Source organism: Ancylobacter sp. (assembly GCF_965249975.1).
In the GTDB taxonomy this organism is placed as follows: Bacteria; Pseudomonadota; Alphaproteobacteria; order Rhizobiales; family Xanthobacteraceae; genus Ancylobacter.
In genome coordinates this window covers 503,997-518,958 of sequence record NZ_CBDFNE010000018.1, presented here as the reverse complement: position 1 = coordinate 518,958, position 14,962 = coordinate 503,997, and the positions used below count along the sequence as shown (strand labels likewise).

Genomic DNA, 14,962 nt, shown 5'->3' with positions numbered 1-14,962 from the left:
CCCGCCAAGCGCGGCAACGCTGGCGGGGGAATCCATAGTGGTATCATCGCTCGTTGCGCCAACGCCGGCGGCCGACCCGCCGTCCACCCACGCCCGCCTTATGACTGCGGTGGAATCCAGGGCGGCGAGATGCTGATTCCGGCATCCTTCTGGGTCAGCACCACATCGAGATAGATCGAATGTGCCCTGACATCGGCGCAATCCGCTACGAGCTCGGAAATCGGCCCCAGCATTGCGTTCCGATCCTCCTCGCGCGTCGGCATGGCATGGCGCGACGTGTCAAAGTCACGGGACAGCTTGGCAAAATAGTCTCTCAGTTCAGGTAGGCTGTATTCTTTCCAGTGGTGGCCATATGTCCCGGTCGCCAGGATGTCGTTCACGGTGATTCCAAAGCCGCCGCGGCCCGACAGAAGACGGTTCATCTGCGTATCGATCGATCGGTGATAAAAAGCATTTGGCGTGGTGATAACAATCCGTCCGCCTGGGCGAAGAATGCGGTAGATTTCCTTCCAGAACGGAATTGGGTTGAAGGCAATATTTTCGATGATCTCGCAAAAAAGCACGAGATCAATGCTGTTGTCCGCAAGCGCCCGCAGGCCATCACCGGTTTCCATGCGGCGCATGGGCAGCAGCCTGGCCGCCATGCGCTCAGCCGCCGCGATGACGCTCGCATGCTCAACCAGAGCCGATCCATCGATGCAGGTTAATCTGTGGCCCGCTCGCGCATAAAGAAGTGCGTTGTGCAGCCAGTGGCATCCGACATCCAGTACATCGAGTCTGGCCCTCTTATCGACCGGGGCCATGGCAAATTCATAAGTCGATTGAAATCGGCTCCAGTGCGCCAGTAGATAGCCGGCGTCGGTGTCTCCACATTCTTCGAACCATTTGAGAGCTTCTTCCGCCGAAAAATCAGTGGGAGAAAAATCATAGGACATGCGATCAAGCCCGACTTACGATTTAAAATGAAAATTCCAGATCCGTGATGTCACGCAAGGTCGTCCTGCAAGGACGTACCCTGCGCCGGGGTTTCCCCTGAGAGACGACATGCGTGGCCGATTCCGAGCCTCTGCGCGCCAAATTGCATTCGACAGACCCGATCTTCCGACCAAGTGACCAGAGCTTACGCGATCTTCAGCGTTATCTTCCAAAGCCCGTCATCCTAACAGGCTCGGCGCCGCTCACGCGGAGGCTACTGTCGGCATGGCGCTTTCCCCACAGCATTTTCCGCCGGAATCTTATCGGGAACGGACACCCTGGTTTGATGACAAGCGTTTCCGAGCGCAAAGCGGCTCGTAGCTGTGGCGGTTTCTGCTGACCTTGTCGCAATTTCTATCCAGCCGTGCGTTCGCCCGGACGGTTGGGGTCGTCTCTCTCGGACATCCGGAACGGTGCGGGTGGACGCGGCGCTGTCGATGGAGCGGAACGTCTGATCTCGCCACGCGAGGGGGCGGCTGGGGACGTGGCTAAGGTGGCGACGGCCCGTGTTCGCGTGCGGCGCTACCCTTCCCTCGGCTTCCGGGGTTTGACTTTGGGGCAGACCGCCCCCAATTTCCAGTTATGACGATCGCGCGCGCACAGCATCGACACTTTCGGGTGTGTCCCATCGCGGGACACTAGCCCCCGGCTGGGCCGCTCTGCGCCCTAGCACCGGGGCGCGTGGTCTCAGGCTGTAGGCCGCGAAGCCGCCTTGGGCGGCACAATCCACATCATCTGACCAACGACACGCGAAGCGCGCGCCGCGCTCTGCGTCCATTTCAATTGGAGATTTCAATGGCACTCGCCAGCCGCAAGCCGGCCATCCTCATCACAAGCGACGACCACGCACGCCTGACGAAGCTGGCGGACGGCTATGCGTCCCGCCATCCCGATCTTGCCGAGGAGCTTTACACCGAGCTGGACCGGGCGCGGGTTGTCGCCGTGGAGAAGCCCGGCTCCCCGTTCGTGCGCCTCGGCTCGCGGTTCAGGTTCACCACGGATGACGGGGACGACCGCACCGTCACGCTCGTTCTCCCCGGAGAGGCCGATATTCTGGCGGGGAAGGTGTCCGTGATGACGCCCATGGGGGTCGCGTTGATCGGGCTTTCAGGGGGGCAGTCGATGAAGTGGACGGCTCGTGACGGCACGGTCCATACGCTCACGGTCGTCAGCGTGGAAGCGGACGAGGAGGCTGTCAGCGGCGATTTGGCTGGCGTCGGCTCCTGAGGGAGCCGGCCTCATCCGACAGGCGGTCCACCGATCAAGGACGCCCTTGCCGAACAGGCGCAGGCGTCGGCGGTGTGGGGGCTCTGAGGTGGGGCAGGCTGCCGAGGCGCTCATTGTAGTGCCGGCGCCCGTAGCTGATGGCACGGGCCGCTATGGTTCCCATGAGCAGACCGGTAACCGCCCCACCACCGCTCATGAGAAAGTCGCTCCATGTCGTCGAACGGCCGGGCGAGAGCTGCTGGAGCACCTCCATGAGCCCGCCAAGGCCGACCAGGGCAAGGCCCGCAAGCGCCAGCACGGCGCCCCTGCCCCGGAAGGCGAGCGCCATCAGGCCGCCGGTGCCCCAATAGGCGATGAAGTGGTCGGTGCCGTCGGGAATGCCCGTGCGCGGCATCTCCTCCGCGGGAAGCAGGGAGAGGATCACGATGATGAGGACGCAGGCGAACGCCGCTCCATAAAGCAGGCGATTCACGGCGGGCGGCACGGGTGCAGCTTTGTTCATGCCTGCGGCCTACGGCAAAGCTGTAGCGATTATAGGGCATGGCGGATCAAAAGGCTGGAGCCGCCGTGCGAGGGTGAGCGCGGATCGCGACGGCACGGGCGAGGGCTCTCGCGCCGGGCTCAGCTCCCGGTTCTAGAGAGTTTTGGCAATCGCGGTCATGCGGGCAAGGCCGGCCGCGAAGCTGTGATGTTCCTCCGCACGGCGCAGTCCATCGGACGAAAGCTGCTGCCACAATGGCTCGTCGCGATAGGCGCGAACCACCAGCGCGGCGAAGTCATCGGGGGCGTCGGCGACGAGAATACCTCCGTCGTCATCCAGCTGCATCCCCTCGGCGGCGATCGAGGTGCAGATGCAGGGCACGCCGTGGGTCAGGCTGGAGAGCACCTTGCCCTTCGCACCGGCGCCATAGCGCAGGGGCGCCACGGTCAGCCGCATGTCTTCGAAGGCGGCGCGCAAATCCGGCACATGGCCCACGATCACCAGGCCGGGATCTGTCCGAGCGCTTAGGCAATCGGGCATATCGGCCCCCATGAGGTGGAACTGCGCCTCCGGCAGTTCAGCGAGGATGCGGGGCCATATCGCTTCGAGAAAATGCTGGACGGCGTCGATATTGGGCTGATGCTTGTAGCCGCCGATGAAGCCGATATGCCGCCGCGCGGCAAAATCGGCGCCCCGGCCGGCAATGTCGCGGATCAGCGGGAAGGCGTGCACGCGGGCTTCCGGCGCCTCTTTGCGCAGCAGCGTCAGTTCCTCCTCCGAGACGACGAGGGTTGCGTCCGCGTGGCGCACCAAGTGCAGTTCTCTCTCGCGGGTCGCGCGTGCGGCGTCGATCTTGCTCTTGTTACCTTCGAGACAGCCTTCCCGGCCTTCCCGCACATAATGCAGGTCTACCGAGTTGAAGAGGATCCGTGCGTCTGGGGCGTGCGCGCGCACCGTCTCATAGAATTGCCCGCCGGCATGCACGCGGGACAGAAAGAAGAGATCGAACAGGAAGCCATTGGCGCGGATGAGATCCTTGATGCTGCGCGCATAGACATCGTCCATAACGATCGCGCCCATGCGCTGAAGCTGCGCCCTGGCAGCTCTCTGAGCGGGGCTCAGTGCGCCGGAGCTGAAACTGCCGGTGGTACTGAAATAGACGCTGTATCCGAGCTTCCTGAAGATACGTACGAAATAGACCGCGTCGATGGAGCCGGAGTCCCGGTCGGGCGTGGGATACGCGCCATCGATGAGGAGCACCCGGCGGCGGCCCTCAATGATCGGGATTCCGGCGGGCGGGCGTTCCGACCGCACGGCTGAGGCTCCGTCCGGGACGCGGAGAGCACGGGTGCGGGGTATGGCGACTGGAGGAAGACCGAAGGCCTTGGGCAAGGCCCGGTAGGCGTCGCTGCGCATCCAGGGGTGAAGGGGGCGGGGCGGCGCACCATGGCGCATGAGCCAGCGACGCAGCAGGCGGCGCGGCTTGCCGCTGGTGTGGAACAGCAGGCGGCGCAGGGCCAGCCTCGGCGTGCCGTCACCTTGAAACAGCATTTTGAGGAAAAGCGCGGGGTGGGGAGGGGGGGCAAGCGCTTTCGCGGGCGGCTGACGACCGAGCGAGGCCGCCACGATGCTGTCGAACAGCCGCTGCTGATCCGTCGCGAAGCGGGCGAGGGCCTCGGTGTCCTCCACCGGGTCGGTGGGCCCCCCGGCGGGCGGGTTTTCACGATACCATCGAAGGACCGCGGCGAGCCCCGAGGCCCGGACCAGCAGCGGCGCACGCAGCAGGCTCGGCCGCATGTCCGGCAGCCGGATCGCGGGCGCGATGGCCTCGGCATAATGGCGCCGACCCTCGTCGATATGGGAAACGAAGACGCAGGGCATGCTGAGCGACAGCGCCGCATCCCGCCATTTGAACGGCAGGTCGATGCTCCTTCCGCTCCAGAAGGCGAAGGGCCGCCGATAGGCCGCGGCGACCAGACAGGCATGCATGGCCGAAGCGAGCACGAAGTCGGCGGAGAAGATCGCGTCGATGACATCGGTCAGTGCCTTCTCGGACGGCGCGATCGTGCTGCGCACCACCACATCGCAGCCCGAGGCGGCGCGAAGAGCGTCATCGTCGCGCGTGTCATGGAAATGCGGGATGCAAAGGGTCTTTCCACGCAGCGCCTCCAGCTTTCGCGGGCGGTAAAGCGCGGGAAGGAGAAACGCCGGGTCGCCTTGCGGCACATCGGCGCCGAGGTCGAGTTCGGCGGCGCTCAACGGGCCCCGCACGGCGCGAATCTCGGTGGACGGCCAGTTTGCCCGCGACAAACCTCCGGGTTCGCGCACGCCGCATCCCCAGAACACGACAGGGCGTTCCCTCCCGGCCTGCGGCGGGACGAAGATGTCGTCGATCACGCTGCCGATGATGTGGATGCCGGACGTGCCGGGCCGATGGTCGAAGAAGAGGTATGATGTTAAGTATTCAGAAATATAATCGCCGAAATTCTGCGTATTCTCGCCGACAAGCCAATAGCGGACACGAGAGTCATCGATCGACATTGCGCAAGATGAGCCTTTTGGGCGCAGAGAAAAATCAGCGAGGTGAAGGAGTGTCGATAATGCGAAATATTATAATCTACAATTCGTAGGTCACGTGCTTGCGACCGTCAACCGAGGGCGCCAGTTTTCCCCTCGTGAACGATTGCCGGATGACGGAGAGGGAGGCGATGAGCGCATCGCCTCCCGAATGTGTTCTCGAGCTTTGCGGCCCGCCTTGCCGCCGGCCCCGTAGATGGCGGGGTCAGGCGTTGAAGCCGCCATCCACGGTGAGGGCGGTGCCGCTGATCTGCCGTGCTGCGGGGCTGGCGAGGAAGGCGACCGCGGCGGCGATGTCGTCCGGGCTGCCGTAGCGACCGAGCGGGGTGAGCGACCGCATCCCGTCCGCCTGCTCGCCATGGGCGGGGTTCATGTCGGTGTCGGTGGCGCCGGGCTGGACCACATTCACCGTGATGTCGGACGGGCCGAGCTCGCGGGCGAGGCCGCGCGTGAAGGACAGCAGTGCCGATTTGGTCATCGAGTAGACCGTCACGCCGCCAAAGGGCACGCGCTCGCCAAGGCAGGAGCCTATGGAGATGATGCGGCCGCCGGCCTTCAGATGCGGGATCGCCGCCTGCGAGGCCAGCACCACCGCGCGAACATTGACGTTCAGGAGCGCGTCGAGATCGGCGAGGCTGATCTCCGCCACCGGGCCCTGGCGGGCGATGCCGGCATTGTTGACGAGAATGTCGAGCCCGCCGAGTCCCGCCACCGCCTCGTCGACCGAGCGCCGCACCGCTTCGGGGTCCGCGCTGTCGGCCTGGATCGCCAGCCCGCGCCGGCCGAGAGCCTCGATGCGGCTTACCACGTCTCCCGCGCGCTCCGCCGAGCGCTCATAGGTGAGAGCGACATCCGCGCCCTTTTCCGCCAGTGCCAGGGCAATGGCCGCCCCGATGCCGCGCGAGGCGCCCGTCACCAAGGCGCGCTTTCCGGTGAGTTCACTCATGTTCGATCAATTTATATAGTGATTGATACATAAATGGCTAAAGCGATTGATCGGAGCGGTCAAGCCTTTATATATCGAGCGATGCAGAATTCAGACGGCCCCGCCCCGAACCGTCCCGCCGGCCCGGCCCGCCACCGGGGGCGCCCGCGCGCCTTCGATCGGGAGGCGGCTCTGGCGCAGGCGATGCGGCTGTTCTGGACCAAGGGTTATGAGGCGACCTCTGTCGCCGATCTCACCGCCGCCATGGGCATCGGTGCCCCCAGCCTCTATGCCGCCTTCGGCTGCAAGGAGGCGCTTTATGTCGAGGCTCTCGGTCATTACGGGCAGAGCTATGAGGGGTTGGTCTGGGCCGGCTTCCAGGCGGCGCCAACGGCGCGCGAGGCGATTGCCGCGCTGCTGTTCGATTCCGCCGCGGCGTTGACCGGCTGCCGCGCCGACATTCCCCATGGCTGCATGGTGGCGCTCGCGGCGGTGGACGGCGAGGCGCATCCCGCCCTGTGCGACCGTCTGCGCACCGCCCGCGGATCGACGCTGGAGCGCCTGACCGCGCGGCTGGCGCGTGGCGTGGCGGAAGGCGAATTGCCCGTCGGCCTCGATGCCCACGGCCTCGCCCGCTTCCTCCAGACCGTGCAGGGCGGGATGTCGCTTCTCGCCCGCGACGGCGTCGGCCGGGCGGATCTGGAAGCGGTGGCCGAGGTGGCGCTCCAGGGTGTCGACGCCCGCATCCGGCAGGCGCGAGACGCCGAGGCCACGCCCGACGGGGCGGCGCCCTGATACACGTCCCCCAGCCTGTTTCTTAGCCGCGCAACGACATGGAGGCGGCGCGCCCTCGGCTCGAAAGCCGGTGGTCGCGATGAAACGAAACGCGCTCCCTGTGCTTATCCCTATCGGAGTAGGTCGGATCGGACGATGCGACCGCTCCCCGGGCCAACGCCCCAGCCACAGGAGACCGAGAGCCGTATGTGTGGAATTGCCGGAGACGTTCGCTTTGATGGGGCCTTCGCGGATGCGCGCGCCATCGCGTCCATGATGGATGTGCTCGCGCCGCGCGGGCCCGACGGGGCCGGGCTGGAAGCGCGGGGACCTGTCGCCTTCGGGCATCGCCGCCTGCGCATCATCGATCTCTCCGATAAAGCCGCGCAGCCTATGGTTGATCCCGAACTAGGGCTGACCCTGACCTTCAATGGCTGCATCTACAATTACCCCGAGCTGCGCGCCGCGCTGGAAGCCAAGGGCTACCGCTTCTTCTCGCAGGGCGACACCGAGGTGATCCTCAAGGCCTATCACGCCTGGGGCGAGTCCTGCGTCGAGCGCTTCCATGGCATGTTCGCCTTCGCCATCGCCGATCGCGACAGCGGCGCGGTGATGCTGGCGCGCGACCGTTTCGGCATCAAGCCGCTCTACTACACGGAAGGTAACAAGCGCTTGCGCTTCGCCTCCAGCCTGCCGGCGCTGCTGGCGGCGGGGGATGTCGACACCTCGATCGACCGCGACGCCCTGCACAATTACATGAGCTTCCACGCCGTGGTGCCGCCGCCGCGCACCATTCTCAAGGGCGTGCGCAAGCTGCCGCCGGCGACGGTGCGCCGCTATGCGCCGGACGGCACCTTCACCGAGCGCGTCTATTGGCGCCCGCCCTATGAGCGCCGTACGGAGGATTCGAACCTCACCGCGCAGGACTGGCGCGACCAGGTGCTGGAGGCGCTACGCACCGCCGTGCGCCGGCGCATGGTGGCGGATGTGCCGGTGGGCGTGCTGCTGTCGGGCGGGGTGGATTCCTCGATCATCGTCGGCCTGCTGGCGCAGGAGGGGCAGCGTGATCTCGCCACCTATTCCATCGGCTTCGAGGAGGCCAATGGCGAGAAGGGCGACGAGTTCGTCTATTCCGACCTGATTGCCAAGCACTTCGGCACCAACCACCACAAGATCTTCGTGCCGTCCTCCGACCTGATGGGGGCGCTGCCCGACACCATCCACGCCATGTCCGAACCGATGGTGTCCTATGACAATATCGGCTTCTACCTGCTCTCGCGCGAAGTCTCGAAATCGATCAAGGTGGTGCAGTCCGGCCAGGGGGCGGACGAAGTGTTTGCCGGCTATCACTGGTATCCGCCGCTCGCGGACAGCGACGATGTGGTCGGCGACTACGCACGCGGCTTCTTCGACCGCGAGCACGCCACGCTCACCCGGCAGCTCAATCCGCAATGGCTCACTGAGGCCGATGTCAGCCGCGACTTCGTCGCCGCCCATCTTCGGGCGGAGGGTGCGGCCACGCCGGTGGACCGGGCGCTGCGGCTGGATTCGCAGGTGATGCTGGTCGACGATCCGGTGAAGCGGGTCGACAACATGACCATGGCCTGGGGGCTGGAAGCGCGCGTGCCCTTCCTTGACCATGAGCTGGTGGAGCTCGCCGCCACCATCCCGCCGGAATACAAGCTGGCGCAGGGCGGCAAAGGCGTGCTGAAGGAGGCCGCCCGGCTCGTCGTGCCGCATGAGGTGATCGACCGGCCCAAGGGCTATTTCCCGGTGCCGCAGCTCAAATACATCTCCGGCCCCTATCTCGACCTGGTGCGCGACGTGCTGGGTTCGCAGGCGGCGCGCGAGCGCGGGCTGTTCCGGCAGGACTATCTCGACACGCTGTTCGCCGATCCCGTCTCCCACATCACGCCGCTGCGCGGTTCCGAGCTGTGGCAGGTGGCGCTGCTGGAGATGTGGCTCCAGTCGCACGGCGTCTGAGCGGGAGGGACGCGATATGACACGCAATTGCGCTCTCAATGTCGGCTGGGGCCGGCTGATCTTCGGCCAGACCTTCGACAGCCTGCCCGATCTCGTGGACACGCTGCGCGAGGAAGGGCCGGACCGGCGCGACATCGCCGTCTATGTCGAGGAGCCGCATGTGCTGCTCTCGCACGCGCCGCAGGAAGTGTTCCTCGATCCCTCCCACACGTTCCGGCTGGATCTCTCGCGCTATCAACCATCCGAGCGGCCGCCGGCGGGCTTTCGCATCCGCCCGCTGGAAACGGGGGCGGATGCCGACGCCATCAACCGCATCTATGCCTCGCGCGGCATGGTGACGGTGCCGCTGGAGTTCTTCCAGTCGCCGCGCGCGCCCGACCCGCTCACCTATCTCGTGGCCGAGGATGAGGCGACGGGGCGAATCGTCGGCACGGTGACCGGTGTCGACCACCGCCTCGCCTTCGACGATCCGGCGCGCGGCACATCGCTCTGGTGCCTCGCGGTTGATCCGCAGGCGCGCCAGCCCGGCATTGGCGAGGCGCTGGTGCGCTGCCTCGCCGAACGCTTCGCGCAGCAGGGCGCGGCCTTTCTCGATCTCTCCGTGATGCACGACAACGCGCAGGCTATCGCGCTCTACGAGAAGCTCGGCTTCGAGCGGGTGACCTTCTTCACGGTGAAGCGCAAGAACCCGATCAACGAGAAGCTGTTCGCCGGGCCCGAGCAGGGTGAGGGCTATAATCCCTATGCCCAGATCATCATCAATGAGGCCCGCCGCCGCGGCATTCTGGTGGAGCCGATCGACCCCGCCGGCGGCTTCTTTCGGCTCGCTTTCGGTGCGCGCACGGTGCGTTGCCGCGAGAGCCTGTCGGAACTGACCTCGGCGGTGGCGATGTCGATCTGCGACGACAAGAGCATCACCCGCCGCATCGTCTCCGAGGCCGGCGTGCGCGTGCCGGCACAGCTCACCACCAGCGCGCCGATGGAGGAGATCGCCGCCTTCCTCAAGCGCCATGGCCGCCTTGTGGTGAAGCCGGCGCGCGGCGAGCAGGGGCAGGGGGTCAGCGTCGGCGTCGCCTCGCTGGACGAACTCGACGCTGCCATCGCCGAGGCGCGCAAATACTGCAGCGAGGTGCTGGTCGAGGAGTGCGTTGAGGGCGAGGATGTGCGGCTGGTCGTTATCAACTACCGCGTGGTCGCCGCTGCCATCCGCCGCCCGGCCACGGTGGTCGGCGACGGGCGCTGCACGGTGCGCGCGCTGATCGAGGCGCAGAGCCGCCGGCGCGCCGCTGCGACTTCAGGGGAATCGCGCATTCCCTGCGACGGGGAGACGGAACGCACCGTGCGCGATGCCGGCTTCTCGATGGAGGATGTCCTGCCGGCCGGCAAAGAGCTGAAGGTGCGGCGCACGGCCAATCTGCACACGGGCGGCACCATCCATGACATCACCGACATGGTGCATCCCACGCTGGTGGACGCCGCCATCAAGGTGGCGCGGGCCATCGACATACCCGTCGTCGGGGTGGACTTGATGGTGAAATCGCCCACCGGGCCGGACTATGCCTTCATCGAGGCCAATGAACGTCCCGGTCTCGCCAATCACGAGCCGCAGCCCACCGCCGAGCGCTTCATCGATCTGCTCTTTCCCCTCGCCATTCCCGCCGGGGTGCGCCACGCTATGGACGCGCCGCAGGGGAGGGCGGAGGCATGACGCGGCTGACCATCGACGCGGAGTACCTCGCCAAGGTGCTGCGCCGGCTGCTCGCTATCCCCAGCCCCACCGGCTACACCGACACGATTGTGCGCTTCGTCGCCAAGGAACTCGCCCATTTCGACCTGAAGGTGGAACTCACCCGGCGCGGTGCCATCCGCGCCGTCCGCCCCGGCGGCACGCCGCTGGGCGCGCGGGCCTTGGTCGCTCATGTCGACACGCTCGGCGCGCAGGTGAAGGCGCTGAAGGAGAACGGGCGGCTGTCGCTCGTGCCCATCGGCACCTGGTCGGCACGTTTCGCCGAAGGCGCGCGCGGCACCGTGTTTACCGAGAAGGGCGGGTACAGCGGGACCATCCTGCCGCTGAAGGCCTCCGGCCACACCTTCAACGATGAGGTGGACCACCTGCCGGTCGGCTGGGAGCATGTCGAGATGCGTGTCGATGCGCGGGCGCGCAATGCGGCGGATCTGCATCATCTCGGCTTCGAGATCGGCGACATCGTCGCCATAGACCCGCAACCGGAGTTCCTCGACAGCGGCTTCATCGTCTCGCGCCATCTCGACGACAAGGCCGGGGTGGCGGTGATGCTGGCGGCGATCAAGGCGCTGCATGAGGCGGAGGCGGAAACGCCGGTGGATATTCACTGGCTGTTCTCGATCGCCGAGGAAGTCGGGGTCGGCGCCTCCGCCGTGCTCACCGCGGATGTTGCTTCGCTTGTCGTGATCGACAACGGCACCACCGCGCCGGGGCAGAACTCCGACGAGTTCGGCGTGACGATTTCCATGGCCGACCAGAGCGGGCCGTTCGACTACCACCTCACCCGCAAGCTGGTGGAACTGTGCCGCGCCAACGACATTCGCTACCAGAAGGACGTGTTCCGCTTCTACCGCTCGGATTCGGCCAGCGCCGTGGTCGCCGGGGCGGATGTGCGCACCGCGCTCATCACCTTCGGCGTCGATGCGTCCCACGGCTATGAGCGCATCCACATGCACGCGCTGCGCTCACTGGCGGAACTGGTGACCGCCTATGTCGTCAGCCCGGTGGAGATCACCCGCGACTTCCAGCCGACGGCTGACCTCAAGGGCTTCACCCGCCAGCCGACGCGCGAGGCGGTGCAGGAACTGTCCTCCGACGTCGAGAGCGAGGACCTCGCGGAATAGACGCCCGGAGGCGGAAAAGTCATCCCCGGGGCGCACCGCCCGTGCGACCCGGGGCCTCGCGGGGGCCGGCGCCTTGTGAGCGCCAGTCCCGCGAAGACCGGCGGAACCCGCATCCCGCCGGATTTCGATGTCGGTGTCAGAAGCTCAGCTTGAAACTGGCGTTGAAGCCGTTCTCGGTGACGCCGTCGCCATATTGGCCGGTATAGGCGACGCCGAGCGTGGCGCCGGCGCCGACATGCACATCGAGCCCGGCTTCGACCACGGCGGCATCTTCGGCGAGGGCGACGCCTGTCGTGTCGAACGCCGCCGAGCCGAGGAAAGCCTGCGTTGCCACCGGCGTGATGTCGCCAAAGGCGTGGCGCCAGCCGGCCGAGGCGCGCAGCGTGGTCGCGAAGCTGCCCAGCACCATGTCTCTCTCAGCCCGCAGGCCGAGCGTGGTGAAGCTGGTTTCCATGTCGTTGCCGCGGGTTGTGAGCGCGGCCGCCCCGCCCCATTCGCCGGAGCTGTCGGTGTCGAGGCTGACATAAGCCAGATTGGCGAAGGGCTCGAAGGCGGCGAAGGCCGTCTCCACCCGGTAGCCTACCTCGCCGAAGGCCTGGAACAGGCCGGCGTGATAATCGGCGCTCAGGCTGTCGGCGAAGCCGGAGAAGGCGACCGAGCGCGAGGTCGACACGTCCTGCCACGTATAGGCGAGGCCGGCGCGCAGGGCGAGGGCGCCCCACTGATTGCCGCCATAGGCGCCGATATGCCAGTTGTCGCTGTCGCCGGAGGCGCCCGACCCGCTGAACGAGGTGGCGCTGTAGCCGCCCGCCACGCCGAGGCGCCAACCGCCATCAAACCCGGCATCCCCACCCATGAGGAAGCCGCCCGTCGAGCCGTTGAAGCCGGCTGCGTTGGCGCTGCCGTCGAAATCGGTCCAGGAGCCGAAGCCCGTCACCCACAGCGCCCGTTCGGGGGTGGTCGCCGCAAGCGGAGCGGCCTTAGTGGCGAGGCCGTCGTCGATGGCCCGAGCGGCGGGGCTGCTGCCCGGCGCCGGCGCATAGCCCAGCACCGGCGCGGCGGAGGCGCCCACCGCCCCCTGCGCCGCCCGCATCCGGTCGATCAGCGCGTTGCGGATCAGGCTGCTTTGCTGCACGAACAGGCTCTGCGAGGAGGCGTACACCTCGCCCGCGAGCTGGTCGAAGGCGCCACGCGCCTGCGCGTCGGTGGTAAGGAATGCCAGGGCGTTACGCAGGGTGCCTGTCGGCCCCTTGCCCGGCAGCGTGTCGAGCGCGTTCGCCACGGCGAACTGGTCGCGCGTCGCGGCGGCGGTGGTGAAGTCGCGCACCTGATCATAGCGGACATAGATGTCGTAGCCGGTATTGATCGAGGTGAGGCCGACAAAGGCCGACACCTCAACCTCGCCGTCGACATTACCGAAATTGCCGGTCACCCCGCCGGCGGCGCTGAGCACGCGGTAGTCGGTGCCGAAAGCGATGGCGTCCACCGCCCGCAGCCTTATGCCGGCTTCGGAATCGATCGTCGCCTTGCCTTCGGCGGTGATCAGATCCGCCTGCCCGGCGGAGCCGACATCGATGATGTAGGTCGCGCCCTTGGCGAAGGCGACATCGCCCGCGAATACCGCCGTGTCGCCCGCCCCGCCATCGGCGAGGCTGAAGATGCGGTGGTTGGTGAAGCTTTCCAACCCGTCGAAACGGGTCGTCTCGGCGGTGTCGGCGAGGGCCGCCGCGTAGATGGTGCCCTTGTTGGTCAGCGCGTCCTGGCCGGCACCGAAATCATTGATGCCGCTCACCACCCAGCCGCCGGTGTTCTCGAACAGGTCGTCCGACTTGGTGAGCTGGACGCGGCCGATGAGAATGCCGTCATTGGCGATCTCGATCCGCCCACCCGTGGCCTTCACCACCGTCACAGCCGAGGCGGCGGAGATCTGCTCGCGGGTGATCTCGCCGTCCAGCACCGGCAGTGCCTGGCTGATGATGATGCCGCCGGCCTCGTTGGTCAGCGTGGCGCCGCCCGAGCCGTCTTTCGCCGAGTAAGCCTCGCTGTCGATGACGATGCCGCCGGTGATGAAGCCGAACTGCTCGACCTCGTCGGCATCGAGACCGGGACGGTTGATGATGGTCACGCTCGCGCCATCGGCATAGATGCCGCCCTTGGCCGAGGCGATGAGGCCGCCGCTGTTCTCGATCCGCGTGTCGCCCTCGACGAGATAGGCGAGCAGGGCATAGTCCTTCGAGCTGGTGATCTTGCCGCCCGTGCCGTTCTTCACCTCCACATCGCCGCCGATGGTGACGAAGGACGCGCCGCTGGAACTGACGCCGGCAAGGGTGCCGCTGCCATTGCTGACCTTCACGCTGCCGCCGAGATCATAGATATCGATGCCGTAATCGGTGCCCGATATCGTGCCGCTGCCATTCTCAATGGTCAGGTCGCCGCCGCTGAACCAAGCGCCGAAAGCGGTGGAGCCGGTAATCGAGCTGGCGTCGTTTGAGACCCAGATATCGCCCGAGATGTCGTTGGCGAAGACGCCGCCGCTGCTCTTGGTCGTGCCGGTGATCTTGCTGCCGTTTTCGTTGATGAGCGTGAAGCTGTCCGCGTGCCAGACATTGAGCCCGGCCGAGTTGCCGCTGATGGCGTTGCTGGCGCCACCCGAATTGGTGATCTTCACCGAGCCGACATCGTTGAAAATCACGCCGGAGGAGGCGAAGCTCGTGCCGGTGATCGATCCATTGACCGTGATGTCGATTTCCGACGCTACGATCTCCAGCGCGTTGTCCTTGGTGGACATGTTGCCGAAGGTGCCGGTGACCTTGCCATCGGTGGTCTTGAGATAGACGCTGTCACCGTAATTGTTGGTAATGGTGCCGGATTTCTGGTGGAAGTCGATGTTTCCGCCCTGCAACAGCTGGATCTCGATGCCGTCGGCCACATCGGCGGCGACGTTGACGGTCCGGTCGGTGCGGCCGCTGGTGACGATCTCTTCATAGCCGGCGGGCGAGGTCGTGGCGCAGGTCACCACCGTGCCGTCGCGCACGCAGTCCGCCTGCGCCTGCGGGCTGAGACCCGAGAAGGCGGCGACGAGCGCGCCACCGGCCGCGATTCTCCCGACGGCGCGCCTGCGGCTCACCCGGCGTTCAAGCTTCCCCATAGCC

At 66.3% G+C, this 14,962-nt stretch carries 10 protein-coding genes; 5 read left to right on the top strand and 5 right to left on the bottom strand.

All coding sequences use genetic code 11. The features are described from left to right. Positions 1-98 precede the first annotated feature (98 nt). The gene (locus ACP2AH_RS15345; RefSeq protein WP_425106598.1) at positions 99-935 is read right to left on the bottom strand and encodes a class I SAM-dependent methyltransferase; all 837 of its coding nucleotides are present in this window, start codon (positions 933-935) and stop codon (positions 99-101) included. 835 nt (positions 936-1,770) lie between these two features. Between ACP2AH_RS15345 and rnk the strand changes: the two genes are divergently transcribed. Continuing rightward, positions 1,771-2,202: a nucleoside diphosphate kinase regulator gene (gene rnk, locus ACP2AH_RS15340; RefSeq protein ID WP_425106597.1), complete on the top strand. Its 432-nt coding sequence runs from the start codon at positions 1,771-1,773 to the stop codon at positions 2,200-2,202. Between the two features lie 34 nt (positions 2,203-2,236). Here rnk and ACP2AH_RS15335 read toward each other — a convergent pair whose 3' ends face one another. The 3 genes from ACP2AH_RS15335 to ACP2AH_RS15325 form a co-directional block, all read right to left on the bottom strand. Next, complete coding sequence (locus tag ACP2AH_RS15335) at positions 2,237-2,704, bottom strand: hypothetical protein (protein WP_425106596.1); 468 nt, start codon at positions 2,702-2,704, stop codon at positions 2,237-2,239. 132 nt (positions 2,705-2,836) lie between these two features. After that, positions 2,837-5,224, bottom strand: coding sequence for a glycosyltransferase (locus tag ACP2AH_RS15330; RefSeq protein ID WP_425106595.1), 2,388 nt, complete (start codon positions 5,222-5,224; stop codon positions 2,837-2,839). Between the two features lie 241 nt (positions 5,225-5,465). After that, positions 5,466-6,206 carry an SDR family NAD(P)-dependent oxidoreductase gene (locus ACP2AH_RS15325; protein ID WP_425106594.1) on the bottom strand — a complete coding sequence of 247 codons (741 nt, stop codon included), beginning with the start codon at positions 6,204-6,206 and terminating at the stop codon, positions 5,466-5,468. A gap of 81 nt (positions 6,207-6,287) precedes the next feature. Here ACP2AH_RS15325 and ACP2AH_RS15320 point away from each other — a divergent pair, with 81 nt between their 5' ends. The 4 genes from ACP2AH_RS15320 to ACP2AH_RS15305 all read left to right on the top strand — a co-directional run bounded on the left by ACP2AH_RS15320 (position 6,288) and on the right by ACP2AH_RS15305 (position 11,810). Then, positions 6,288-6,980 (top strand): TetR/AcrR family transcriptional regulator, encoded by a 693-nt coding sequence (locus tag ACP2AH_RS15320; protein WP_425106593.1) that lies wholly within the window; start codon positions 6,288-6,290, stop codon positions 6,978-6,980. Between the two features lie 186 nt (positions 6,981-7,166). Further along, the gene (locus ACP2AH_RS15315) at positions 7,167-8,942 is read left to right on the top strand and encodes an N-acetylglutaminylglutamine amidotransferase (RefSeq protein ID WP_425106592.1); all 1,776 of its coding nucleotides are present in this window, start codon (positions 7,167-7,169) and stop codon (positions 8,940-8,942) included. 16 nt (positions 8,943-8,958) lie between these two features. Next, on the top strand, positions 8,959-10,650 hold the full coding sequence (ngg, locus tag ACP2AH_RS15310; RefSeq protein WP_425106591.1) for an N-acetylglutaminylglutamine synthetase: 1,692 nt from the start codon (positions 8,959-8,961) through the stop codon (positions 10,648-10,650). Then, complete coding sequence (locus tag ACP2AH_RS15305; protein WP_425106590.1) at positions 10,647-11,810, top strand: osmoprotectant NAGGN system M42 family peptidase; 1,164 nt, start codon at positions 10,647-10,649, stop codon at positions 11,808-11,810. The genes ngg and ACP2AH_RS15305 overlap by 4 nt, the downstream gene beginning before the upstream one ends. Before the next feature lie 136 nt (positions 11,811-11,946). On the opposite strand, the gene ACP2AH_RS15300 is transcribed toward ACP2AH_RS15305, so the two are convergent. Further along, positions 11,947-14,937 carry an autotransporter outer membrane beta-barrel domain-containing protein gene (locus tag ACP2AH_RS15300; RefSeq protein WP_425106589.1) on the bottom strand — a complete coding sequence of 997 codons (2,991 nt, stop codon included), beginning with the start codon at positions 14,935-14,937 and terminating at the stop codon, positions 11,947-11,949. Between the last annotated feature and the right edge of the window lie 25 nt (positions 14,938-14,962).

Coding starts and splice junctions, on each gene's coding strand:
- ngg (WP_425106591.1), top strand. CDS start 8,959: ATGACACGCAATTGCGCTCTCAATGTCGGCTGGGGCCGGCTGATCTTC.
- rnk (WP_425106597.1), top strand. CDS start 1,771: ATGGCACTCGCCAGCCGCAAGCCGGCCATCCTCATCACAAGCGACGAC.
- ACP2AH_RS15305 (WP_425106590.1), top strand. CDS start 10,647: ATGACGCGGCTGACCATCGACGCGGAGTACCTCGCCAAGGTGCTGCGC.
- ACP2AH_RS15320 (WP_425106593.1), top strand. CDS start 6,288: ATGCAGAATTCAGACGGCCCCGCCCCGAACCGTCCCGCCGGCCCGGCC.
- ACP2AH_RS15315 (WP_425106592.1), top strand. CDS start 7,167: ATGTGTGGAATTGCCGGAGACGTTCGCTTTGATGGGGCCTTCGCGGAT.
- ACP2AH_RS15330 (WP_425106595.1), bottom strand. CDS start 5,224: ATGTCGATCGATGACTCTCGTGTCCGCTATTGGCTTGTCGGCGAGAAT.
- ACP2AH_RS15335 (WP_425106596.1), bottom strand. CDS start 2,704: ATGAACAAAGCTGCACCCGTGCCGCCCGCCGTGAATCGCCTGCTTTAT.
- ACP2AH_RS15325 (WP_425106594.1), bottom strand. CDS start 6,206: ATGAGTGAACTCACCGGAAAGCGCGCCTTGGTGACGGGCGCCTCGCGC.
- ACP2AH_RS15345 (WP_425106598.1), bottom strand. CDS start 935: ATGTCCTATGATTTTTCTCCCACTGATTTTTCGGCGGAAGAAGCTCTC.